Annotated in this window: 23 protein-coding genes; 11 read left to right on the top strand and 12 right to left on the bottom strand. The window is 53.7% G+C overall.

Annotation, left to right across the window (positions count from 1 at the left end; translation table 11 throughout):
• Window positions 1–43 precede the first annotated feature (43 nt).
• Complete coding sequence (gene mdtQ, locus PGR10_RS08220) at window positions 44–1483, top strand: multidrug resistance outer membrane protein MdtQ (RefSeq protein ID WP_087860172.1); 1440 nt, start codon at window positions 44–46, stop codon at window positions 1481–1483.
• A 27-nt stretch (window positions 1484–1510) separates the two neighbouring features.
• Here the strand turns inward: mdtQ and PGR10_RS08215 are convergent, their stop codons facing one another.
• Complete coding sequence (locus PGR10_RS08215) at window positions 1511–2104, bottom strand: DedA family protein (RefSeq protein ID WP_087860173.1); 594 nt, start codon at window positions 2102–2104, stop codon at window positions 1511–1513.
• 154 nt (window positions 2105–2258) lie between these two features.
• Here PGR10_RS08215 and PGR10_RS08210 point away from each other — a divergent pair, with 154 nt between their 5' ends.
• A complete protein-coding gene (locus tag PGR10_RS08210; RefSeq protein ID WP_430923328.1) occupies window positions 2259–2846 on the top strand; it encodes a Yip1 family protein in 588 nt (195 codons plus the stop codon).
• A gap of 174 nt (window positions 2847–3020) precedes the next feature.
• Entirely contained in the window at window positions 3021–3971 is a 951-nt protein-coding gene (gene pbpG, locus PGR10_RS08205; RefSeq protein WP_161799877.1) for a D-alanyl-D-alanine endopeptidase, read from the top strand.
• A 44-nt stretch (window positions 3972–4015) separates the two neighbouring features.
• Here the strand turns inward: pbpG and PGR10_RS08200 are convergent, their stop codons facing one another.
• Together PGR10_RS08200 and dld are read right to left on the bottom strand one after the other, a co-directional pair.
• On the bottom strand, window positions 4016–4570 hold the full coding sequence (locus PGR10_RS08200; protein WP_015706095.1) for a GNAT family N-acetyltransferase: 555 nt from the start codon (window positions 4568–4570) through the stop codon (window positions 4016–4018).
• Between the two features lie 91 nt (window positions 4571–4661).
• On the bottom strand, window positions 4662–6395 hold the full coding sequence (gene dld, locus PGR10_RS08195; protein WP_430923327.1) for a D-lactate dehydrogenase: 1734 nt from the start codon (window positions 6393–6395) through the stop codon (window positions 4662–4664).
• A 201-nt stretch (window positions 6396–6596) separates the two neighbouring features.
• Here dld and bglX point away from each other — a divergent pair, with 201 nt between their 5' ends.
• Window positions 6597–8894 carry a beta-glucosidase BglX gene (gene bglX, locus PGR10_RS08190; protein ID WP_430923326.1) on the top strand — a complete coding sequence of 766 codons (2298 nt, stop codon included), beginning with the start codon at window positions 6597–6599 and terminating at the stop codon, window positions 8892–8894.
• Window positions 8895–8947: 53 nt separating this feature from the next.
• Here the strand turns inward: bglX and PGR10_RS08185 are convergent, their stop codons facing one another.
• From PGR10_RS08185 to PGR10_RS08160, 6 genes are all read right to left on the bottom strand, one after another.
• Window positions 8948–9682 carry a fimbrial assembly chaperone gene (locus PGR10_RS08185; protein ID WP_430923325.1) on the bottom strand — a complete coding sequence of 245 codons (735 nt, stop codon included), beginning with the start codon at window positions 9680–9682 and terminating at the stop codon, window positions 8948–8950.
• The gene (stbD, locus tag PGR10_RS08180) at window positions 9648–10976 is read right to left on the bottom strand and encodes a fimbrial usher protein StbD (protein ID WP_430923324.1); all 1329 of its coding nucleotides are present in this window, start codon (window positions 10974–10976) and stop codon (window positions 9648–9650) included. Before stbD ends, PGR10_RS08185 begins: the two co-directional genes overlap by 35 nt.
• Before the next feature lie 4 nt (window positions 10977–10980).
• A complete protein-coding gene (locus tag PGR10_RS08175) occupies window positions 10981–13533 on the bottom strand; it encodes a fimbrial outer membrane usher protein (protein WP_213794410.1) in 2553 nt (850 codons plus the stop codon).
• Window positions 13517–14278, bottom strand: coding sequence for a fimbria/pilus periplasmic chaperone (locus PGR10_RS08170; RefSeq protein ID WP_430923323.1), 762 nt, complete (start codon window positions 14276–14278; stop codon window positions 13517–13519). The genes PGR10_RS08175 and PGR10_RS08170 overlap by 17 nt, the downstream gene beginning before the upstream one ends.
• A 64-nt stretch (window positions 14279–14342) precedes the next feature.
• A complete protein-coding gene (locus PGR10_RS08165) occupies window positions 14343–14879 on the bottom strand; it encodes a fimbrial protein (RefSeq protein WP_213316988.1) in 537 nt (178 codons plus the stop codon).
• A 344-nt stretch (window positions 14880–15223) separates the two neighbouring features.
• Window positions 15224–16027, bottom strand: coding sequence for a winged helix-turn-helix domain-containing protein (locus tag PGR10_RS08160; RefSeq protein ID WP_430923322.1), 804 nt, complete (start codon window positions 16025–16027; stop codon window positions 15224–15226).
• A 363-nt stretch (window positions 16028–16390) separates the two neighbouring features.
• On the opposite strand from PGR10_RS08160, the gene osmF reads away from it, so the two are divergent.
• From osmF to PGR10_RS08140, 4 genes are read left to right on the top strand one after another with little or no spacing between them, the layout of a single operon-like run.
• Entirely contained in the window at window positions 16391–17305 is a 915-nt protein-coding gene (osmF, locus tag PGR10_RS08155; protein ID WP_213794396.1) for a glycine betaine ABC transporter substrate-binding protein OsmF, read from the top strand.
• A gap of 6 nt (window positions 17306–17311) precedes the next feature.
• Entirely contained in the window at window positions 17312–18469 is a 1158-nt protein-coding gene (locus tag PGR10_RS08150; protein ID WP_430923321.1) for an ABC transporter permease, read from the top strand.
• Window positions 18462–19397, top strand: coding sequence for an ABC transporter ATP-binding protein (locus tag PGR10_RS08145; RefSeq protein ID WP_430923320.1), 936 nt, complete (start codon window positions 18462–18464; stop codon window positions 19395–19397). Before PGR10_RS08150 ends, PGR10_RS08145 begins: the two co-directional genes overlap by 8 nt.
• Entirely contained in the window at window positions 19394–20131 is a 738-nt protein-coding gene (locus tag PGR10_RS08140; RefSeq protein ID WP_087860180.1) for an ABC transporter permease, read from the top strand. Before PGR10_RS08145 ends, PGR10_RS08140 begins: the two co-directional genes overlap by 4 nt.
• Here the strand turns inward: PGR10_RS08140 and PGR10_RS08135 are convergent.
• On the bottom strand, window positions 20106–20219 hold the full coding sequence (locus PGR10_RS08135; RefSeq protein ID WP_015365743.1) for a protein YohO: 114 nt from the start codon (window positions 20217–20219) through the stop codon (window positions 20106–20108). The genes PGR10_RS08140 and PGR10_RS08135 overlap by 26 nt on opposite strands.
• Before the next feature lie 59 nt (window positions 20220–20278).
• On the bottom strand, window positions 20279–21010 hold the full coding sequence (locus PGR10_RS08130) for a MerR family transcriptional regulator (protein WP_113374376.1): 732 nt from the start codon (window positions 21008–21010) through the stop codon (window positions 20279–20281).
• Window positions 21011–21210: 200 nt separating this feature from the next.
• Here PGR10_RS08130 and PGR10_RS08125 point away from each other — a divergent pair, with 200 nt between their 5' ends.
• Genes PGR10_RS08125 through PGR10_RS08115 form a run of 3 tightly spaced genes read left to right on the top strand, consistent with a single transcriptional unit; the run spans window position 21211 to window position 24133 of the window.
• Window positions 21211–22899, top strand: coding sequence for a LytS/YhcK type 5TM receptor domain-containing protein (locus PGR10_RS08125; RefSeq protein WP_430923319.1), 1689 nt, complete (start codon window positions 21211–21213; stop codon window positions 22897–22899).
• Entirely contained in the window at window positions 22893–23612 is a 720-nt protein-coding gene (gene btsR, locus PGR10_RS08120) for a two-component system response regulator BtsR (protein ID WP_087860183.1), read from the top strand. Before PGR10_RS08125 ends, btsR begins: the two co-directional genes overlap by 7 nt.
• A gap of 53 nt (window positions 23613–23665) precedes the next feature.
• Window positions 23666–24133 carry a DUF1456 family protein gene (locus PGR10_RS08115; protein WP_015706088.1) on the top strand — a complete coding sequence of 156 codons (468 nt, stop codon included), beginning with the start codon at window positions 23666–23668 and terminating at the stop codon, window positions 24131–24133.
• A 51-nt stretch (window positions 24134–24184) separates the two neighbouring features.
• Here the strand turns inward: PGR10_RS08115 and PGR10_RS08110 are convergent, their stop codons facing one another.
• Window positions 24185–24649 (bottom strand): YehR family lipoprotein, encoded by a 465-nt coding sequence (locus PGR10_RS08110; protein ID WP_430923318.1) that lies wholly within the window; start codon window positions 24647–24649, stop codon window positions 24185–24187.
• Window positions 24650–24654 lie beyond the last annotated feature (5 nt).

Below are 24654 nucleotides of genomic sequence, written 5' to 3'. Positions count from 1 at the left end.
TAATTTATGATGACCAACCTTTATAAGTAACCCGACCTGAAGAATGAACCTTACATTGAGCAAAAGCGTGCTGGCGGCACTGCCACTGGCCATCGCGCTGGCTGGCTGCGCGCCATCGCATGACATTGGCGGCCCTTTAAAGCAGCAAACTCCGGCATCTCATGTTTCGATGGATCTGCCCGCCGCCGTAAAAAATGGCTGGCCGCATACCGACTGGTGGAAAGATTACCACGATGCCCAGTTGGATAATCTGATTCAGCGCGCGTTAGCCAATGCTCCGGATATGCAAATTGCCGCGCAGCGCATCAAACTGGCCGAAGCGCAGGCACGAATGTCGCAGGCAAATCTCGGCCCGGAGATGGATTTTTCCGCCGATATCGAACGGCAGAAAATGTCCGCGGAAGGCCTGATGGGACCGTTCGCCACCGATACCGACGGCAACACCGGCCCCTGGTACACCAACGGTACCTTTGGCCTGACCGCCGGTTGGGATCTGGATCTGTGGGGGAAAAACCGTGCGTTGGTGAAAGCGCGTATCGGCGAAGTGAAAGCCCAGGTCGCCGAGCAGGCGCAGACCCGCGAGCTGCTGGCCAGCAGCGTGGCGCGACTGTACTGGCAGTGGCAGACCGAAGCGGCGGTGAAAACGGTGCTGCAGCAGGTCAAAAGCGAACAGAATAATATTGTTAGCGTGGATACCGCGCTCTATCAGCGTGGTATCACTAACTCCGCCGAAGGGGCGGAGAACGACATTAACGTCAGCAAAACCGATCAGCAGCTGGCCGATGTGGCGGGTAATATGAAAGAGATTGAAGCGCGGCTGATGGCGTTAACCAATAGCCAGAGCCAGTCGCTCAATCTGCGTGCGGCGCCGCTGCCCGCGGTCAGCGCGCAGATGCCGAGCGAACTGGGCTATGAACTGCTGGCCCGCCGTCCGGATCTGCAGGAAGCCCACTGGTATATTGAATCCTCGCTAAGCGAAATTGATGCGGCGAAAGCGGCGTTTTATCCGGATATCAACCTGATGGCGTTCCTGCAACAGGATGCGCTGCATTTAAGCGATCTGTTCCGTCATTCGGCGCAGCAGATGGGCGTCACCGCCGGGCTGACGCTGCCTATCTTTGATAGCGGCAGGCTGAATGCCAATCTTGATATCGCCAGCGCGCAGAACGGCCTGTCGATCGCTAAATACAACAAGGCCGTAGTCGATGCGGTGAACCAGGTAGCGAAAACCGCAAGCCAGGTAGAGACGCTGATGGAGAAAAACCAGCAGCAGCAGCAGGTGGAGAAAGACGCGCAGCGGGTGGTCAATCTCGCCCAGGCGCGAATGAACGCCGGTATTTTACCCGGCTCCCGCGTGAGTATGGCGAAGCTGCCTGCGCTACAGGAGCGAATTACCGCGCTGCGCCTGCACGGCCAGTGGCTGGACGCCAGCATTCAGCTGACTTCCGCGCTGGGCGGCGGTTATCACCAGACGACGAAATAACGGCGTCAATAGCGGCGCGCGGCGCCGCTATTGATTATCATCCTCTGTATCTTCCGCTTTTCTTTTCGCTTCCCGGCGTTTCAGCCAAAGATGGGCTCCGACCACCAGCGCCACTACGAGAATCAGCCAGATCCAGTGTTTGATGTGCTGATCGAGATGATGCAGCCACGGGCCGATCGCCTCGCCGCCGAGATAACCCAGGGTGGTAAAAATCAGCGCCCAAACGATGGCGCCGAAAATATTCAGCGGCAGAAAAATTTTCGGCGGCAAGCGGCTGGCGCCGATCAAAACCGGGCCGATAACCCGAAAGCCGTACATAAAGCGGGTGCCGATAACGAACAGATAGGGATGGCGTTGAATCAGGCGCTGCGCTTTACGGATCCGCGCCTTCTGCCGCGAAAAGCGGCGCAGTAGCTTACCGCCGAACTGGCGTCCGAGGAAATACAACAGCTGATCGCCGATCATGCCGCCTAAGGCCACGGCGATGACCACCAACGAAAACTTCAATAGACCCTGATGCGCCGCCACGCCGCCAAGGATGGTGATGGTTTCACCTTCTGCGATGCTGCCGATAACCAGCGCCGCGTAGCCGTATTGGGAAATCAGGTGATTGATATCCATATAAACATAAACTCCTACTCTTACCAGTCCCTTAATCATACACCTTGATCATTAAAACGCGCTGAAGCGGATTTTTATCGCTGTACACAAAATAATCTACAGAGTGAATTATACTTGGATCAGTGCTGTACGAAGCCGTGACAAGGGGGACGCTATGAACCATGTCTGGGGACTCTTCTCTCATCCTAATCAAGAGATGAGCGTGATCAAGAGTGAAAATGAGACCGTTTCGCATCACTACACGCACCATGTGCTGGTGATGGCGGCGGTTCCGGTTATCTGCGCCTTTATCGGTACGACGCAGCTCGGCTGGAACTTCGGCGACGGTACGGTGATTAAGCTCTCGCTGATGACCGGGTTGGTATTAGCGGTACTGTTTTATGCCGTGATGCTGGCCGGGGTGGCGGTGATGGGGCGGGTGATCTGGTGGATGGCCAGAAGCTATCCGCAGCAGCCGTCGCTGAAACGCTGTATGGTCTTTGCCGGCTACGTCGCGACGCCGCTATTTTTAAGCGGGATCGTGGCGCTCTATCCGCTGGTATGGCTGTGCGCGCTGATAGGCACCATCGCGCTGTTTTACACCGGTTATCTGTTGTATCTGGGTATTCCGACCTTCCTGAGTATTAATAAGGAAGAGGGGCTCAGCTTCGCCAGCTCAACCCTGGCTATCGGGGTGCTGGTGCTGGAAGTGCTGCTGGCGCTTACCGTCGTGCTGTGGGGTTACGGGTACCGACTCTTCTAATCAAATGCATTGCCGGCAGAAATGAATAATTATGTCGGCAATGCAGCATTTACTCACGATTCTTATTGGCCTCAGGGCGTTATGACGCGGTATGATGGCGTTTGCCAGCGGCGTAGCTCACTTTACGCCGCGGCGTACGTTCTATAGCGTGCAAAAATACTTTTCAGAATGCCCATGATGCCGAATTTTCGAATTTCTTTGCTCAGCCTGACTTTGCTGCTGGCTGTGCCTTTTGCGCCCCAGGCGATAGCAAAAACCAGTGCGGTAACCGCCGCTTCACAGCCGGATATCGCTTCCGGTAGCGCGATGATCGTCGATCTGGCGACCAAGAAAATCATTTACGCCAGCCAGCCCGATTTGGTGCGCCCGATGGCGTCTATTACCAAAGTGATGACCGCCATGGTAGTGCTGGATGCGCATTTACCGCTGGACGAAATGCTGACAGTTGATATCAGCCAGACGCCGGAGATGAAAGGCATATATTCCCGCGTGCGTCTTAACAGCCAAATTAGCCGCCGCAATATGCTGCTGCTGGCGCTGATGTCCTCGGAGAACCGCGCCGCCGCCAGCCTGGCGCACCACTATCCTGGCGGTTATAACGCTTTTATCCGCGCGATGAACGCCAAAGCGCAGGCGCTGGGGATGACCCATACACGCTATGTTGAGCCGACCGGCCTGTCGGTGCATAACGTCTCCACGGCGCGCGATCTGACTAAGCTGCTGATCGCCAGCGAACAATATCCGCTGATCGGCCAGCTAAGCACCACCAAAGAAGATACCGCCACTTTTGCGCATCCGGCTTATACCTTGCCGTTCCGCAATACCAACCACCTGGTGTATCGCGATAACTGGAATATTCAGTTGACCAAAACCGGCTTTACCAACGCCGCCGGCCACTGCCTGATTATGCGCACGGTGATTAACCAACGCCCGGTGGCGCTGGTGGTAATGGATGCGTTTGGCAAATATACCCACTTCGCCGACGCAAGCCGGTTACGGACCTGGATTGAAACCGGTAAGGTGATGCCGGTTCCGGCGTCAGCATTGAGCTATAAAAAGCAGCGTGAAGCGCAGATGGCGGAAGCGATGCTGAAAGGCGGCACGCAGACCGCGCAGAACGATTAATTTGTCCTTCCCCCGGATTGCGTCGCAATCCGGGAATTTTGATATCACTCCGGTAACGTCCAGTCGCCGTCGCCAAGCTGGCGCTGCATGATTAGGGTATCGCGCCAGTCGCCCATCTTATAGCCGACGCTGCGCAGCTGTCCGGTAACGGTAAAGCCAAATTTCTTATGAATGGCAATCGAGGCGGCGTTATTGTGGCCGTCGCCGATAATCGCCAGCATCTGCCGCCACGGCCCCTGTTCACATTGCGCGATGAGACGCGTCAGCAGCGCGCTGCCGATGCCGCGCCCGCCCATGCCGGACTCAACGTAAATCGACTCTTCCAGCGTATAGCGGTACGCCGGGCGAGGGCGGTAAAAGGTGGCGTAGCAGTAGCCGACGATGGTGCCGCGCCACAGCGCGACCAGCCAGGGAAGCCCGTTATCGCGTACAGTTTTGATTCGCTTACGCATTTCGTCGACGGTAGGCGGGATCTCTTCAAATGAGGCGCGGCCGTTAAGCACGTGCCAGACGTACAGCGCGGCAATCGCATGCGCGTCATCAGGCAGCGCTTCGCGGATCTCTAAGTCGGCGTCTTGTAACTTATCCTTGGCGGACATGGGGGCTCCTCAAGCTAATTGGCCGGAGAGTCTTTTTCTCCGGCCTGCAGCGTAATACAGAAGCCCGGCGGCTGAATAGTCCTGGTGACGATTATTGTGCTTTCGTTGGCTTCTGCGCCTCGCCCCAGTATTTTTGTTTGCTGGTTTTGCCGATCCCCGGATTCATGCTATTGGTGGGATCGTTCTGGCGATAGAAGCGTTTTAAACTCTCCGCCGCTTCATACAGATGCCCGACGTTGTGCTCCGCCGGGTACTGCGCGCCGCGCGCTTTCAACAGATCCAGCATTTTTTCCTTCAATTCGTGCGCGTCGACCCCTTTCTTCACGATGTAATCCTGGTGGAAGACGTGACACATAAAGTGGCCATAGTAGAGCTTGTAGACTAGCTGGCTATCGATTTCCGCAGGCAGATGTTCGAACCATTCGGTGTCATTGCGGCGCAGGGCGATGTCCAGCGCCAGAATATCTTCCACTTCGTCGGCATGTACCGCCTGATAGCGGATCGCCGCGCCGGCGGCGGCGAAGCGGTGCAGGAATGCCTTGCTGCCTTCTTCCGCGGTACAGGCAAAGAAATCGCCTTCAGCCTGCTGGAAATACTCCGTAAGCCACTTCTGCGCTTCTTCGATGCCGTCGCCGGCCATCTTCAGCAGCAGATGATGTTCGTACTTATCACGCCAGGTTTTCATACGCTCCGGCAGGTGCGCCGGGAAGGCATGACCGAGCTTCTGCATAAAGCGGTCGGTGAAGTGCGGCTTGAACAGGGAGACTTTTTCCAGCATCGCGTCGGTGCGCCCCTTCATGGTGAAGAAGAACGGCATTTTGTCGGTGCCGAGCTTATCGATCATCAGGAAGGTGTCTTTGCCATATTTTTCGGCGATATCGTAAATATCGCGGTGCATATATTCGCCGGCCACCGGCAGAGTATTGAATTCAGCGAGGATGTGGCGGCGGATTTCGGTGAGCACTTCCGGCTGATTGGTGCCGATATAGAACACCTGCTGGCGTTTTTCCGCCGGAAAAGTATCGAGACGAACGGCGAAGACCGCCAGTTTACCGGCGCAGCCGGAGGATTCGAACAGGCGGTCCGGGTCGGCGTTATAGCGAGCCGGGGTATCGGCGTTGACATCGCGCACGCGGGTGACGTAATCGTGATCGTGGGCGTGACGGCCATCATGCTGCACGTCGGCATCGTTGATACGATCATCGTCGAGGCGGCTCAGGATTTGTTCCGGCGTCGCGCCTAAATCGATTCCCAGATGGTTGACTAATTTCAGCTTGCCGTCGGCGTCAATCTGCGCAAACAGCGACATTTCGGTATAGGCAGGCCCGCGCTGCACCAGTGAACCGCCGGAATTGTTACAGATACCGCCGATAACCGATGCGCCGATGCAAGAAGAGCCGATCACCGAGTGCGGTTCGCGGCCCAGCGGTTTTAGCGCTTTTTCCAGTGAATAGAGGGTGGTGCCAGGGTAGGCCAGCACCTGCTCGCCCTTATCCAGCAGGTGCAGCTTGTCCAGACGCAGCGTGCTGATAATGACAATTTCACGATCGTAATCATTGCCGCTCGGGGTGGAGCCTTCGGTGAGGCCGGTATTCGCCGCCTGCATCAGGATAATTTTGTCAGCCTGGACGCAGGCGCTGAGAACTCGCCATAGTTCAAGCAGGGTACCGGGGAACACCACCGCCAGCGCATCGCCGTGGCCGGAGCGGAAACCTTTTCGGTAACGCTGGGTTTTCGCCGGATCGGTTAACAGATGCGAGGAGCCAACCAGCCGCGCCAGTTCCGCCAAAAAGGGAGGGTTATTTATTGTTGTTGCAGATGACATGATTCACTCCTTGTGGGCACAGGAAAGCTATATCGCTGTTAGCATACCGCTTTGTATGACAATTTGGTGCATGAATGTTTCTATAAATCAGATAAGAACCTTAGCATTCTACGGGCGCGTTGTTTATATATATGGCAAACTGCGGTTTTTGCTGCGTTTTCGCTGGGCTATTAGCACCGAATCAAAGAGGGATACATAATAATGAAATGGTTGTGTACTGTTGGCGTCGCCGTGAGCCTGGCGCTGCAACCCGCGCTGGCCGATGAGCTGTTTGGTAACCATCCGCTGACGCCTGAGGCGCGAGATGCGTTTGTTAGCGAACTGCTGAAAAAAATGACGGTCGATGAAAAAATCGGTCAGCTGCGCTTAATCAGCGTCGGCCCGGATAACCCGAAAGAGGCGATCCGGGAAATGATCAAAGACGGTCAGGTAGGGGCGATTTTTAATACCGTAACCCGGCCTGATATCCGCGTGATGCAGGATCAGGTGATGCAGCTAAGCCGCCTGAAGATCCCCCTGTTTTTCGCCTACGATGTGCTGCACGGCCAGCGTACCGTCTTCCCGATAAGCCTCGGTCTGGCCTCCTCTTTTAATCTCGACGCGGTGAATACCGTCGGGCGTATCTCGGCCTACGAAGCGGCTGACGATGGTCTTAATATGACCTGGGCGCCGATGGTCGACGTCTCTCGCGACCCGCGCTGGGGCCGCGCCTCCGAAGGTTTTGGCGAGGATACTTACCTGACCACCGTGATGGGTAAAGCGATGGTGGAGTCGATGCAGGGCAAGAGCCCGGCAGACCGCTATTCGGTGATGACCAGCGTTAAACACTTCGCCGCCTACGGCGCGGTTGAAGGCGGCAAAGAGTACAACACCGTCGATATGAGCCCGCAACGTCTGTTCAACGACTATATGCCGCCGTATAAAGCCGGTCTCGATGCCGGCAGCGGCGCGGTGATGGTGGCGCTAAACTCGCTCAACGGTACTCCGGCCACTGCCGATTCCTGGCTGCTGAAAGACGTCCTGCGCGACCAGTGGGGCTTCAAAGGCATCACCGTTTCCGACCATGGCGCCATCAAAGAGCTGATTAAACACGGCGTCGCCTCCGACCCGGAAGACGCGGTGCGCGTCGCGCTGAAGTCCGGTATCAACATGAGCATGAGCGATGAGTACTACAGCAAATATCTGCCGGGGCTGGTGAAATCCGGCAAGGTGACGATGGCCGAGTTGGATGACGCTACCCGTCACGTGCTCAACGTCAAGTATGATATGGGGCTGTTCAACGATCCGTACAGCCACCTGGGGCCGAAAGCATCCGACCCGCAGGACACCAACGCCGAAAGCCGTCTGCATCGTAAAGAGGCGCGCGAAGTGGCGCGAGAAAGCCTGGTGCTGCTGAAAAATCGTCTCGATACCCTGCCGCTGAAAAAATCCGGCACCATCGCGGTGGTGGGCGCGCTGGCGGATAGCAAGCGCGACATGATGGGCAGTTGGTCGGCGGCGGGCGTGGCCGATCAGTCGGTCACCGTGCTGACCGGCATCAAAGAAGCGCTGGGCGATAAAGGCAAAGTGATTTATGCCAAAGGCGCTAACGTTACCGACGATAAAGGCATTGTCGATTTCCTTAACCTGTATGAGAAAGCAGTGCAAGTCGACCCGCGCTCGCCGCAGGAGATGATCGATGAAGCCGTGGCGGCGGCGAAACAGTCCGACGTGGTCGTTGCGGTAGTGGGCGAAGCGCAGGGCATGGCGCATGAGGCTTCCAGCCGGACCGATATCACCCTGCCGCAAAGCCAACGCGACCTGATTAGCGCGCTGAAAGCGACCGGTAAACCGCTGGTGCTGGTGCTGATGAACGGCCGTCCGCTGGCGCTGGTGAAAGAGGATCAGCAGGTGGATGCGCTGCTGGAGACCTGGTTTGCCGGTACTGAAGGCGGCCATGCAATCGCCGATGTGCTGTTTGGCGATTACAACCCTTCCGGTAAGCTGCCGATGTCCTTCCCGCGTTCGGTGGGGCAGATCCCGACCTACTACAGCCACCTGAATACCGGCCGTCCGTATAATCCGGAAAAGCCCAATAAATACACCTCGCGTTATTTCGATCAAGCGAACGGCCCGCTGTATCCATTTGGCTATGGCCTGAGCTACACCACCTTTAGCGTTTCTGATGTCAAAATGTCGGCGCCAACGATGCCGCGCGACGGCAGCGTGACCGCCAGCGTGCAGGTGACCAACACCGGCAAACGCGAAGGGGCGACGGTGATCCAGCTTTATTTGCAGGATGTCACCGCATCGATGAGCCGGCCGGTGAAAATGCTGCGCGGCTTTAAGAAGGTGAATCTCAAGCCGGGCGAGACGCAAACCGTCAGCTTCCCGATTGATGTTGAAGCGCTGAAATTCTGGAACCAGCAGATGAAATACGTTGCCGAACCAGGCAAATTCAACGTCTTTATTGGGGTGGATTCCGCCCGCGTTAAGCAGAGCGAGTTTGAGCTGCTGTAACCAGCAATATGTTTGAGAGTACAAACCCCTTCCGTAGAAACGGAAGGGGTTTTTTAATGCATAAATTGCGGTGTTGCGGCGTAATTCCTGGCGTTTCCATCATCGCCGATTACCGAGTAACGTATGGCGTCGCTGCGCTGTAGCGGTTGGCTAGACTCTATCTTTTGACCTGATTTTGGCGGGATAAGCAGGTTATCAATCGATTTTTGCATACCTGGCTGCACGCTTATGCTCATAAACCACGGCGTGGGATTATCGATGGTGATGGTTTTCCCCTCCACGCTAAATTTCAGTTGCTGTTCCGTATCGGGGGTTGGCGCTTTCAAATTTGCCGGACGAACAAAAACCTTTAACCGTAACCGCAGCGGCAGGATAACCTGACGTGATCCGGTGTCAGCGGTTTTAGTGTTGGGGGGGATTTGATAGAGATTGAGCCAAAACAGGCTTTCGCGGTCCGCGGCTAAAATTTGCCGTGAAGTAAGCATTAAGCGCAACGAACGCAGTTCGCCGGGCTGCATTTTGAACACCGGAGGCAGAACGACAATAGGCGTGTCACGGCTATCCGGCGAAGCGGCGATATCACCCTTGTCGCTCCAGGTTTGCAAAAGCATAGGCGTCTTGCCGTCATTAGATAACGTAATTGCCTGTGACATTTCGCCGGCGGCGAAAATGACGCGGGTTTTTTCAACGTTGACTATCGCCAGGGCAGGGCGGGTCGTTCCCGCCGCTGCCAGCAATGCGAAAGCCAGCGCTTTACTGAAAGCTGACCACTGCCTGAAGCTGCGCATTCACCGTCCCTGCTGTAATGGTTTGACCGCTTATCGCCTCCAGCGAGGCGGTGAAATCGCCGCTGTAGATATTGGTACTGCCAGAGGAGATGAGCGATGTGAGATCCTGATACGCATACCAGCCGCGGCTATTTCCACTGCCGGTGCTTTGTCTGTCAGGCAATAAATTGATCGCATTTCCTGACTGATTGTAAATACGGATCCCAACACCTGAGGCGATGCCGCCGTTTCCATAGTGGGTATCCAATAGCCACGTTAGCCCGCCGCCGGAGGTGACCAGTCCTAATGATTGTGCTGCGGCGACCGCGGTTGGTTGGTTAACTAAAAAACCCATCGCGACGTTGGCTGAACTGCTGGTGGAAGCTGATGTGCTCGACTTCGCTCCAGACTCGCACTCCAGGCTGACGGTGAAAGGGCGTTGGCTGCTGCCGCCCGCCGCAAGTGCGCCAACCGCAATCGGTGGCAAGGTGACCACCGAGGGATAATCTTTTATCTGGCAAAGCGCGCCGCGTACGTAGGTGACATTGTTGTAGGTGCTCCAGCCGCCAGGCCACAGGCTATACCAGCCATCATAATGGGTGTTGTGATCTTCTCCAGGAGAGAGCGCATTGGTCGCTAAACCAGGTCCTTTGAACGCAATATAACCGCGAGGTTGGCTCCAGACGTCTTTGTTCGTAGCGTTGGAGTAAACATAGTAGGCTGTATCATCCGTTTTATACATTTCATATAGCACGTTGCTGAAGGCGCTTGCCGGGATATAAATGTATTGATCATCCTGATACCAGCTATCTGATGTAAGCTGCCGCTCCTTCCAGTAACGGCTGTAGTACTCCCCTGTACTCAAGTTGGTGATGCGTACGGCGACATTTTTTTCCGCGTCATAATAAGCGCCGTCGACATCGGATACCGCATATTTGCCGGCATAGGTACTGTCACCGTTGGTCGAGTACATTTCGTATAAACTACCCGCATCTGCCAGCGCACAGCGAAACAGGACTTGATTACTCCCATAGGTCTGATTAGTTGACGCGGTCAGGAAGTTGCCGACGGCGCTGGCGAGGAGCGTCCCCGCCGGCTGAAAATTTTTCCCGGAGTTGACGCTTATGACCGAGGGCAGACCGATGTTGCTGGTGCAGGTGTCACAGGCTCCGCTCCAGCTAGCGGCGGTATAACCTGCCGCTTTTGCGGCTGAGGATAATGACGACGAACTGGTCACCCTGATGCAGGAAGCCGAAGATATCCCCGCCGTAGCCATCGTGGCAATGAGTAATAATAAATGAATAGCCGAACGCATAGCGTTAATCCTTTTCACAGATCTTATCCAGATACTGAAGATCGTCATTGGTTTTTAAATCGATTTGGTAGCTCACCCGACAGGAGAGGGCGTTGTTATCTCCCCAGCGCACCAATAGCGAGCCCGAGGCCGTGGCGATACGGGCGTAAATCTGCCCGCCCTGGCCGACCATCCCAATTACCGCTCCTTCACCGTTTATCACGTCGGCGCCCATCGGCGGCAGATGGCCATCGCGGGTTTTTACGTTGATCAGCACGGCTTTTCCGGAAAGGGTGGCAAAATTAACGCGTGCAATGGCGCCAGCATAGGGTACGACGCGTTGGCTACCGCCGGTTAATTCAGCGTTGCTGTTCATTTTTTGTGTATTCAGAGCGACGGTGTTGGCGCGGTAAGGAGAAAGCGACGGTAAGATGGCATAACCAAAACGATCAATAACTGCGCCCTGGCCGTTTTGTACCTCAGCTCCCTCTGCGCCATCAGCGTGAATTAGGGCGAAGGTATCGCTGGCGTATGGCCCTGCGGTTATTCCCCCAGGGTGCACAACAATTGTTCCGGACGCGCCAATCGCGCTCTGGCGATAGTTATTGCCCTGATCGTAGCTGGCCCGTAGGGCGCCAATTCGCGTATTTTGCTGGGCATTGCCGCCAAAGGTTGATGATGACCCGCTATCGCCATTGCGGTAGCGTTCATAGCCGCCATACACCGACCATGACAAATTACTGTTATCGCCGCTGGTGCCGGTCATCGATATGGTTGATGAGCGGCTTTCGTGCGTCTGGTTATAGTTCATGGCCATCGAAGTGCGGTTTTCGCCCCAATCCAATGGAATGGAAACATTAAACGAAACGGTGGTTTCAGTATATTTCTCCTGCGTACTGCTGTCTGATTCGTCGTCAACGCCGTAATAGTAATGGCCGTAATCCCAGGTGCTGCGCTGGCGGGCGACGTTGATGCCGTAGCTTATTTGTTTCCACTGGTTGCTGTAACCAAGCTGTAGTTCGGTGAGTCGTGACTGATTACTATAATAATCCGCCGTACTGGCGCTTAAATTTAAGGTACCGAAGCCTGCTAACGGCTGACTAATGGTAGCGGAGAGGCGATTACGCTGTTGTAAGGTATCCGAATAATAATCAGTCCCTGTTTCTTGCTGGCGTCGAACACCCAAAACATCCTGGAGATCGCGGAATCCATCTGTTGAATATCGGTATGCCGCCAGTACCAGATTGGTGCCGGTTTCGAAGGTTTTGCTATAGCTCAATTCCGCGCGCCAGCCCTGATGGCGATTATTATCTTCCACGACAGCATTAGACCAGGTGGCATTTACGCCGAATGCGCCAAGCCAGGTGGCCCAGACTCCACCAGCCAGCCAGGCCTGGTAGTCCTCGGCGATTCTGGAACCGAGATTAATAGTGACATTGTTATTGATCCCGTGCTGCAGCGTTCCCTCGAAAAAGTCATTATCAACGCTGTAATATTGGCGTACGCGCCCTAAGGCGAGCGAATAATGCCAATTGCCTGGACGAACGGAATCAGGCACCGCGGAATAGGGAACGGTGAAAGAAGACGTTTTACCACTGGCTTCAATCACTTCGACTTGTAAATCCCCCTGATTACGGGTGTTATACAGATCGTCAATGATAAACGGCCCTGGCGGAACATTGGTTTCGTAGATAGTTTTACCCAGCTGTTTCACCACTACCCGGGCGCTGCTTGCCGCTACACCACGAACTTCTGGCGCGTAACCGCGTTTTCCCTGAGGCCACATTCGTTCATCAGTGGCAAGTTTGACACCGTTAAAGGAAATACTGCCAAATAGACTTGAGTCGGTATAATTGTCACCCACGCTGATGACGCTATTGATTTGCTGGATAGGCCGCTGCACCCAGGTACGAACGCTATCGTAGTGATATTCGTTTCCACTTTCGTCGCTATCGGCATAACGCATATTTCCCTGATGGCGCACTTGCCATAATCCAAGATTGGTTCCAGCATTAATCCCGCTCCATAAATACTGATAGCGAGAGTTATTGTCGGTATTCTCGGTGACGGTATAGCTACTATTGTGGCGAAAAAAAAGCGCCAGGGCGCCGCTATCCCATTCCGTTGGTGGGATATACCCGCGCGGAACACGATTGAGTTCGGTCATTGGAATAGTCAGCGATAAACGAAGTATCGCTGCTTCAAAATCCCACTTAGCCTGCGGCACCCACTGAGTTAGGGAGCGGCATGATGCATCATCTTTTTCGGGTAATGATTTTACTTGCGCGGTTTTCATGATTGCCAGCGGCAGGCAGGGTTCAGTATCCTTTTCATTCTCTAAGGCTTTGAACTGAATCGGTACGCCAGATTTCACTAGTGTATTATTGACGAAAATGTCCACCACATAAAGGCCAGAGGCGGTGTGCGGTTGGTTAAATTTCTCTATATTTTGACCATAGGACGAACCCTGGAATAAGTTAGGATCAAAATAGAAATCTTCGGCTAAAGCAGGATTAATGCAAAGTAAGCCGACTAGCACTGCAAGTTTTTGCGGGGGGAGTTCAGGGATAAGTAACATTATATCGCTCGCTAATCCTTGCGCCCTGATCGTTAACCAGGGTGACATTTACGCTACCAGTAGTCCGTTTGGCATTATTATTTTCCGGCAGCCAAAATATTTGGTTACTGAATGGGGCAACCATATCGGTTTTCAGTGTATACGTTTTGCCGCTGGCGCTCGCCGTTAGATTGCTAATAGAGGCGTACCAGGGGTGTGGATTAATAACGTTAATACTAGTGCCTTTATTTGCGTCGAAAACCGTTTTTATTTGTAGCTTTTTAACCAGATTTCCTGGTGCGCCTAATTTGGCTGGGCGATAAAATAATTTGATACGCGTACGCAGCATCACCAGCATTTTATTTTGCTTTTTATCGCCGTTAACGTTAGCTGGCGGAACCTGTAGGGCGTTAAACCAAAAAACCGATTCGCGATCCAGCGGTAATGCTTTGGTCTTACTGTATACAACACGGACAACCTGGCCAGATTTCGCTTGAATACGAAAAACGGGCGGCGTTGCCAGGAAAGGGACAGTGCCGACAGCCTGTGGGTCGGCGTCGATATCGCCATTATCAAACCATGTTTGTACAACATAAGGGAACGTATCGTTGTTTTTTAACTGGACGTCCACGGATGTGACATCTGAAGGATAAATTATACGGCTACCTAATAGCGTCACGCTGGCCCATGAAAAAGTCAGTGGCAGTAATATAAGCGCCACGCCAGTGAGATATCGAATGCCATAACGGATAAAGTCCTTTACCATTTCAACGGCTCCATGAAGGCTAAAAATGTGGCCTACATAAACGCAGTAGGCCACATATAAACGATTACTGGTAAGACACGGCGTACTGCATGGTGGCTTCTACAGTACCTGCAGCTGCCTTGCCGTTGGCGTAGTACTGTGCGGTATACGTTGCGCTGGCTTCGGTTTCGCCTGCTGCCAGCGTCAGGTCACCATCCCCTTTGAAGCTGTCAGTCAGGTTAATTGCCTTACCGGCGGTATCCAGAATTTGTACTTCGACATTTGCTGCGGTTCCGGTGTTACCAAGGTTGCCGTTAGTGGTGACCTGGTTGCCGACGAATACGGTGGAGATTTTTGTCTCTGCAGCGGTGTTGCCAGTACAGCCAGTCAGGCCAATATCAAAAGTCGCCTGGCCTGCGGTATCGCCACTGGCGGCCAGTTCAGTGCTGCTAACGGTAGGCAGTAGTACAACGGGTGAAGTTTGATTGCCATTGATAGCGACGGAACAGGTTTCGTCACTCACTTCGCCCTGGAAACTAATGGTATTATCTGAAGCTGCCATCGCGTTTGCGGAAAGCAGCAAAGAACCTGTCAGGATTGCTAAAATATTTTTCTTAAACATATAAATCTATCCTATATTAAAATAATGTATATAATTCCCTTGTTGCATGATGCCTGACTCATAATAATTGCTAGAGCTGGAGCTAGATAAAGGTTGATGTTTGCGATCTTTCCTTCATGTTTCTCGCGGCAGGTATTCATGTAGATTGAATAATATTGTCGAATGAATTTATTGTAAATATTAAATATCACTTTCTTATTATTTATATTTTTATTTTGATGGTTAATTTTCATTTTCTGATTTTATTTATTTATTAATTTTTATTGATTAATTTAGTAGGTGAATATTTATGTGACCATCTAACGAGTTGAGCGTTTGGCTATTCTGTTTGCGATATTGTTGCGCTACTTGAGAATGGTTGATATTTGTATTTTTAGGCAAATATCTGATTCGTTTGATATTATTTTTTCGCACAAAAGAGGGGAGTAACGCGATACCCCCAACGTTCTGGACGTGAGAGATTCATTACGAACCAGCAGAATATATTGATCATGGTTACAGTGTAAATTAAGTTGTTGCAGGCTCTGAAGGACATCTTTTTTAAAACTAGATAGTGTCGCCAGATCGGCTGCATTTTCTGCAATCCGTACTGCGCAGGTTCTTGCTGAACCTATTAATAATTCATCCTGGTGATGTGAGCTATTGAAAAATAGAAATGTGATTAATAATATTAGCGATATGGATACACAACATGCGGCGAAGATACATGTCCACAACCCCGGCGCAAAATGTTGCCTATGATACTGTGATAGTTTTACTGTTGGACAATCGGATATGATTGCTGATGTATTGGCAATCGGAGGGGTATGTTCAACAAGTTCTTCAACAACAATTTGCTTGTTTAGCATAAATCCCACTTTCGGGACGGTAATAATAATTTCTTCGTTCTGATTAAAATGGCGTAGTATTCGGCGTAATTTACTAATACATTGATTAAGATTGTTATTGCTGGAAACCATACCAAAGTCATCCCAAACTTTTTTGAATAATACTTCCCGGCAAACAACCTCCCCGGAATGGGAGAGTAATAAATAAAGAAGTCTCTTGGCAGGGTTCGAAATTTGTATTGGATCGTCAGGAGATTCTTCGGTGAATATTGTGCTGGTGTCGAAATCGAAAACGATATGTTCATTCAGTAAAAATTTCATTAGATAAATCCGTTCTGATGGAAATTGTTTCACCTGCATGAGTTAAGCATTACTTATCCATTTAAAATGGGTGTGGGGTGATCATGAATTCGTTATTTGAATTATTATTTTCTAATTCATTGATTCATGCTCTATCTAGAGGGAAATCTTTCGTTAAATCTTAATTGTTGAAGTATCGTGATTTTGGACGAGGGATGCAATATTTAATGTTCGATATTCGGCATTTAATGCATGAAGTAAAGTGACGATTTTCTTTTAATGTTTTTTAAGGTTCATGATTTTATTGTTTTGCTACTTTTCTTTGATGAATTTTAGCTTAGCGCCTAAGCTTTAGTACTGAGATATGAGGAGTGGTGAAAATTGATGAGCAAAATAAAGATTAAGACAATCGTATCAGGCTTGGTACTCATCAGCTGCTCTTCACTGGCGGCAGAACCGGTGAAGGTGGGCTCGAAAATTGATACAGAAGGGGCGCTGCTCGGCAATATCATTTTGCAGGTGCTGGAAAGCCACGGTGTGAAAACGATCAACAAAGTTCAGCTTGGCACCACGCCGGTAGTTCGCGGGGCCATTACTGCCGGCGAACTGGATATCTATCCGGAATACACCGGCAACGGGGCTTTCTTCTTTAAAGATGAAAATGATCCGGCGTGGAAAAACGCCAAACAGGGCTATGAAAAAGTTAAAAAGCTGGACGCGGAAAAAAACAAGCTGATCTGGCTGACCCCGGCTCCCGCCAATAATACCTGGACTATCGCGGTGCGACAGGAGGTGGCAGAGCAAAATCATCTTACTTCTTTGGCCGATCTTAGCGCCTATCTGCAGAAGGGCGGCGATTTTAAACTGGCGGCTTCCGCGGAGTTTATTGAGCGCGCCGATGCCCTGCCGGCATTTGAAAAAGCTTACGGATTTAAGCTTAATCAGAATCAGCTGTTGTCGCTGGCGGGCGGCGATACCGCAGTGACGATCAAAGCGGCGGCACAGCAAACCTCCGGCGTTAACGCGGCGATGGCCTATGGTACCGATGGGCCGGTGGCGGCGCTGGGGTTACAAACCCTGAGCGATCCAAAAGGCGTGCAGCCCATTTACGCGCCGGCGCCGGTTGTGCGCGACGCGGTGCTGAAGGCGTATCCGCAGATGGCGCAGTGGCTGGAGCCGGTGTTCGCCAGCCTCGATGAAAAAACATTGCAGAAATTAAACGCCAGCATTGCCGTTGAAGGGCGTGACGCGAAGAGCGTGGCCGCCGATTACCTGCAACAAAAAGGGCTGCTGAAGTAAGGACTGGTGACTATTCGTTGTTATAACCGCGTGGCGCTGCTGCTCACGCTACTGCTGTTGGCCGTGGCGGCGCTGCCGTTTGTCACTTATGCCCCTAACCGTCTGCTCTCCGGGGAAGCGCGTTGGCTTTGGACGCAGATGCCGTGGCTGGCGGCGGCGCAGCTGGCGGGGGGGCTGCTGTTATTGCTAATGTGTTGGCTCCCCGGTCGTCTGGCGTTGCTCGGTAGTCTGCTTATTGCCGATTTACTCCTGCCTTTACTAATGTGGGGCGCCGGAGAAATCGCGCTACAGCTGGTGCAACAGGGCTCCCCGCTGGCGCGTACTTCTCCCGGTAGCGGATTATGGCTTGCTCTCGCGCTATGCCTGCTGATTGCCAGCGATATTATTCGCCGTTTGACGCCGCGAGCGCTGTGGCGTTGGTTGCTGAATGCGCAGCTTTGGCTGCTACCGTGCCTGCTGCTGTGGCATGGGTCGCTCGACCAACTCTCTTTGCTGAAAGAATATGCTAACCGCGAGGATGTCTTTAATGACGCGCTGCGTCAGCATCTATGGCTATTGTTCGGGACGTTGCTGCCCGGATTGTTATTGGGTTTATCGATAGGCTTTGTCCTCTGGCGACGCCCCAGTTGGCAGGCGCCGGTATTCACCTTCCTTAATGTGATTCAAACTATTCCCTCGGTGGCGCTATTCGGTTTGTTGATTGCGCCGTTGGCCGGGTTGACGCGCCATTTTCCGTGGCTGGGGGATATTGGCATTTCCGGAACCGGTCTGGCGCCGGCGCTGATCGCGCTGGTGCTGTACGCGCTATTGCCGCTGGTGCGTGGGGTGGTGACCGGGCTGCAACAGGTACCGCGCGAGGCGCTGGAAAGCGCGACCGCGATGGGAATGAGCGGCGGACAGCGTTTCCGCCAGGTCCAAATGCCGTTGGCGCTACCGATTCTGCTGCGCAGCTTGCGGGTGGTCAGCGTGCAGACCGTCGGTATGGCGGTGGTGGCGGCGCTGATAGGCGCGGGCGGCTTCGGCGCTTTGGTGTTTCAGGGGCTCCTCAGCAGCGCGCTGGATTTGGTGCTGCTGGGGGTCATTCCGACGATTGCGCTGGCGGTGGTAGTGGACGCCGTGTTTGCGCTATGGGGCGCGTTGCTAAAAGGAGAGGCGCATGATTGAGTTCGACGGGGTGAATAAAGCCTTTGCCGGGCAGCCGGCGGTAAAGGATCTCAACCTGCATCTGCGCGAGGGGGCGTTTTCGGTGTTGATAGGGACGTCCGGCTCCGGAAAATCGACCACTCTGAAGATGATTAATCAACTCGTGGAACAGGATAGCGGAGTGATACGCTTCGCCGGCGAGGATATCCGCCGACAGCCGCTGCTGACGCTACGTCGCCGTATGGGGTACGCCATTCAGTCTATCGGCCTGTTTCCACACTGGACGGTGGCGCAGAATATCGCCACCGTGCCGCAGCTGCAAAAGTGGCCGCGCGGAAAAATTAACGAGCGGATTGATGAACTCATGGCGTTACTTGGCCTGGAACTTCTGCTGCGCGATCGCTACCCGCATCAGCTTTCCGGCGGCCAGCAGCAGCGCGTTGGCGTGGCGCGGGCGCTGGCGGCCAACCCGGAGGTGCTGTTAATGGATGAGCCATTTGGCGCGCTGGATCCGGTCACCCGCGAAGCGTTGCAGCAGGAGATGCTGCGCATTCATCGTCTGTTTGGGCGCACGATCGTGCTCGTCACCCATGATATCGACGAAGCGCTACGCCTGGCGGATCATCTGGTGCTGATGGACGGCGGCGAAGTGGTGCAGCAGGGGGAGCCGTTACAAATGCTGCTGCAGCCGAAAAACGCTTTTGTTGAAACCTTTTTTGGCCGTAGCGAACTGGGCGTTCGGTTGCTCTCGCTACGCGGCGTTGGGGATTACCTGCGCCGGGATGAACGGCTGACGGGCGATGCGCTGAACGTCTCGATGACGTTGCGCGAGGCGCTGTCGCAATTTGTGGCCCACCGCCGCGACGTTTTGCCGGTGGTCGATGAACAGGGCGAAGCGTGTGGTACGTTGCACTTTGCAGACCTGCTACACGATAGGGGCACGACGTGAAGGCGCTTCGCGATCCGCTGCTGTGGCTGGTGGCGCTGTTTATCGCGCTGCTGCTGGCATTGCCCCACAGCGCGCCGCTGTTTAGCTGGCTGTTTCCGGAGCTGCCGCGCCCGGTGTATCAGCAGGAGAGTTTTCTGGCGCTGACGCTGGCCCACTTTTGGCTGGTGGCGCTCTCCAGTATTGCCGCGACGGTTATCGGCGTGGGGGCGGGGGTTCTCGTCACCCGACCCGCCGGACGAGAGTTTCGCCCACTGGTGGAAACCATCGCCGCCATGGGACAGACATTTCCGCCGGTAGCGGTACTGGCGATCGCGGTTCCGGTGATGGGGTTCGGCTGGCAGCCAGCGCTTATTGCGCTGGCGCTATACGGAATATTGCCCGTGCTGCAGGGAACGCTGGCTGGATTAAGTTCGATATCGCCTGGGGTATTGAATATTGCCGAGGGGATGGGGATGAGCGGTTGGCAGCGGTTGTGTAAGGTGGAGCTGCCGCTGGCGGCGCCGGTAATGCTGGCCGGGATACGCACCTCGACCATCGTCAATATTGGTACGGCAACCATTGCCTCAACGGTGGGCGCCAACACGCTTGGCACGCCGATAATTATCGGCCTCAGCGGTTTTAATACCGCTTATGTGCTGCAGGGGGCGCTGCTGGTGGCGCTCGCCGCGATCATTATCGACCGCTTTTTTGAACGGCTGAACCAGTGGATCAGCCGACACCACCGCGAACAATAAACGAGTAACCCGCCAGCATGACGCCGCCGATCCCGCCAATGGCCATGCATAAGAAGAGGGTAATGACCGCGATTTTCGCAGGCTTCATGATAGGCTCCTTTTGTTAACGGTGGGATTATACGGTGAAGCGCAGGTGTTAATGAAACATTAATTGCTATTTAGCCAGATCAGATTTTCCCGCTGTTCCCATTCGCGGAGCTGCGCTGCCTGCGGGCTACCCGGCGGCGCGGGGCACCACACCAGCAGGGTACTGTCGGGAAATAGCTGCGGGCGGATCTGATTAAGCGAATGCGCGACAATATCCACCCGCCAGCCCTGCTCGCAGGCGATCCACCCTTCCAGCCACAATTGAGTGGTGTCATCGGTATTCCAACCCACCACCACCGCGTGATGACCGGGGCGCTTCCAGGCGTGGGCGAGACATTGGGCGATGTGGTTGATTAAGATACCATCGAGCAGGCTACGCAGCGCCAGTAAAGTCGGCTGAGGGCTTAGCAGGCGGTGACGAAGCGGATTAAGCAGATGATGCACCAGCATCTGTGCGCTATAGCTGTGGCTGCGCTCTTTGAGCCATAGCCGCACCCGTTGGTAATGACCTTCCTGCAGAAAACCGAGCAAAATTTCCTGCTGTTCGCGCCAGCCGTCTTCGACATCCGCTTCGCGATCGGGCAGCAGATTTTTTACCTTACCGACCTGAACGCCGGCATCAATCCAGCGCTTAATTTCGCGGATGCGATCGATTTCACTGTCATTGAATAAACGATGGCCGCCATCGGTGCGTTGCGGCTTGATAAGTTCATAACGTCGCTGCCAGGCTCGCAGCGTCACGGGGTTGATATCACAAAGCTGAGCCACTTCGCCTATCGTATACAGCGCCATTTTCTCCTCCCGCCGTGTTTCTCCTCATTTAACTGTAGAAGGGGTTTATCAATTGTTCATTTTTTGCACTTTACGGCGACGGCGAGACGGTGAGAAGTGTGATCGTCACCATGATTTATCATTTTCTTGTATCGCTTCAAAGAAAGTTATAAGCGGTCAGTGTATGTTACGCGCTTTCAAAGGTTGTGTGGTTGGCGGGTATGTACGAGTTCGATCTGGTATTGCTGCTGCTCCAGCAGATGTGCGTGTTTCTGGTCATCGCCTGGCTGATGAGTAAAACGCGGCTGTTCATCCCCCTGATGCAGGTCACCGTGCGTCTGCCGCATAAGTTGCTGTGCTATGTCACCTTCTCGATTTTTTGCATTATGGGGACCTATTTCGGTCTGCATATCGAAGACTCTATTGCTAATACACGCGCTATTGGCGCAGTGATGGGCGGCCTGCTCGGCGGCCCGGTGGTCGGCGGTCTGGTGGGGTTGACCGGAGGCCTGCATCGCTATTCGCTGGGCGGAATGACGGCGCTAAGCTGTATGGTGTCGACCATTGTTGAAGGGCTGCTCGGTGGCATGGTGCACAGCATTCTGATTAAACGCGGACGTCCGGATAAAGTTTTCAGCCCGCTCACCGCCGGGGCGATAACCTTTTTCGCTGAACTGGTACAGATGCTGATAATCCTGCTGATTGCGCGGCCATTCCAGGATGCGCTGCACCTGGTGCAGAGTATTGCCGCGCCAATGATGGTTACCAATACCGTCGGCGCCGCGCTGTTTATGCGTATCCTGCTGGATAAACGGGCGATGTTTGAGAAATACACTTCGGCTTTTTCCGCCACCGCGCTAAAGGTGGCTGCCTCCACCGAGGGGATCCTGCGCCAGGGATTCAACGAAGAGAACAGTATGAAGGTCGCTCAGGTGCTGATTCAGGAACTTGATATCGGCGCCGTGGCGATTACCGACCGTGACAGGCTGCTGGCGTTTACCGGTATCGGCGACGATCATCATCTACCAGGTAAACCTATCTCCTCTTCCTATACACAAAAGGCGATTGATACCGGCGAAGTGGTTTATGCCGACGGCAACGAGGTGCCATACCGCTGCTCAATTCATCCTGGCTGTAAACTGGGCTCGACGCTGGTCATTCCGCTGCGCGGTGAGAATCAACGGGTCATTGGCACCATCAAGCTGTATGAAGCGAAAAACCGCCTGTTCAGCTCGATTAACCGCACGTTGGGGGAGGGGATAGCGCAACTGCTGTCGGCGCAGATCCTCGCTGGCCAGTATGAACGGCAGAAAGCGTTGCTGACCCAGTCGGAAATTAAGTTGCTACACGCCCAGGTCAACCCGCACTTTCTGTTTAACGCCCTTAACACCCTTAAGGCGGTGATCCGCCGCGATAGCGATCAGGCCGGACAGCTGGTGCAGTATCTATCGACCTTCTTTCGCAAAAATCTGAAGCGACCAACGGAGATCGTCACCCTGGCGGACGAAATTGAACATGTGAATGCCTATCTGCAAATTGAGAAGGCGCGATTCCAGGATAATTTGCAGATACGCATGCAGGTGCCTGCGTCGCTTGAGCACCTGCAACTACCGGCATTTACGTTACAGCCGATAGTTGAAAACGCAATCAAGCACGGCACTTCTCAGCATCTTGGCGTAGGCGAAATTACCATTCGCGCCAGTCAGCATGAGCGTTGGCTACAGCTGGACGTGGAAGACAATGCCGGGCTGTATCGGGATAACCCTAATGCCAGCGGGCTTGGGATGAGTCTGGTGGACAGACGACTGCGCACGCGCTTCGGCGCCGACTGCGGAATTAGCGTCGCTTGCGAAGCGGAACAATATACCCGCATCACGCTGCGACTGCCTGTGGAGGAGAATGCATGCTAAAAGTTTTAATCGTCGATGATGAGCCGCTGGCGCGGGAAAATCTGCGCATCCTGCTGGAGGCGCAAAGCGATATTGATATCGTCGGCGAATGCGGCAACGCCGTCGAGGCGATTGGCGCAGTGCATAAGCTGCGCCCGGACGTGCTGTTTCTGGATATTCAAATGCCGCGTATCAGTGGGCTGGAGATGGTTGGCATGCTCGATCCAGAACATCGCCCCTATATCGTCTTTTTAACGGCCTTCGATGAGTATGCGGTGAAGGCCTTTGAAGAGCACGCCTTCGATTATCTGCTCAAGCCTATCGAAAACGCCCGGCTGGAGAAAACCCTGAGTCGCCTGCGCCACGAGCGCAGCCTGCAGGATGTATCACTATTGGATGATGCCCAGCAGGCGCTGAAGTATATTCCCTGTACCGGCCACAGCCGCATCTGGCTACTGCAAATGGAGGATGTGGCTTTTGTGAGCAGCCGAATGAGCGGGATTTACGTCACCGATAGTGAAGGTAAAGAAGGCTTTACCGAACTGACTTTGCGTACGCTGGAAAGCCGTACGCCGCTGTTGCGCTGCCACCGTCAATATCTCGTTAACATGGCGCATTTGAAGGAGATCCGCCTTGAGGAGAATGGGCAGGCGGAATTGTTAATGCGCGCCGGACAAACGGTGCCGGTCAGCCGCCGCTATCTGAAAAGCCTGAAAGAGGCGATTGGTCTGTAAAAACGCGGAATCATGGTAGACTTAGCGCCAGCATTTTTCATCATGAAGGCATTATGATCAGTAACGATATTTTACGTAGCCTGCGCTACACCCTGAAAACGAATAATAACGGTCTGGTACGCATCTTTGCGCTGGCGGATGCGCCGGTGAGCGCGGAACAACTGGTACCCTGGCTGAAAAAAGAAGACGAAGAAGGGTTTGCGCGCTGCCCGGATGTCGTACTGTCGAATTTCCTCAACGGTCTGATTTACGACAAGCGCGGCAAAGACGAGTCGGCGCCGCCGCTGGCGGTTGAGCGCCGGGTGAATAACAATATCGTACTGAAAAAATTGCGTATCGCCTTTTCGCTGAAGACCGACGACATTCTGGCGATCCTGACTCAGCAAAAATTCCGCGTGTCGATGCCGGAAATTACCGCCATGATGCGCGCGCCGGACCACAAAAACTACCGCGAATGCGGCGATCAGTTTTTGCGCTATTTCCTGCGCGGTCTTACCGAGCGCGAGCACGCCAAAGGCTAAGCGCCAGAAGTGACCCGGGCCTGCGCCCGGGCCCTGTCTCTCTTTACTTCTTCACTTCTTCACTTCTTTAAAACCCTGCGATTCCAGCAGCTTAGTTGACACGGATAGCGAAACAAACTGCTGTGAGCAGTCGGTGAACATTGAGCCCGGCAGTTTGCACAGCTCGCTGATTTTCGCTTTGCTGAAATCCACGGTCAGATGCTCAAGCGCGTAGGAATCTTTATAGTCGATGGTTTGTTCTACGCCCTGTAGATTACGATACATGCTGCTAATCGGCTCAATAATGGCCCGCGCCTGTTCTTTATTTTCGGCGCCGATCGATTTATAGGGAATAGTGTTGTCGGCATCCTGACGCAGTACTTTGTCGCCGTCATAGTGGTAGGTAAAGCTGAGTTCGACGCCGTTAGTATTCAGCGCAAAGGTTTTACTCTCTTCTTTTTTATTATCGCAGCCGGCGAGCGCCGCCAGCAGAACGGATACGGCCAGCACGCCAGCCATCTTGCGGTTAAATTTCATCACGA

Source organism: Klebsiella sp. 141198 (genome assembly GCF_050600785.1).
Lineage (GTDB): Bacteria > Pseudomonadota > Gammaproteobacteria > Enterobacterales > Enterobacteriaceae > Klebsiella > Klebsiella aerogenes.
This window is presented reverse-complemented; position numbering and strand designations above follow the sequence as displayed.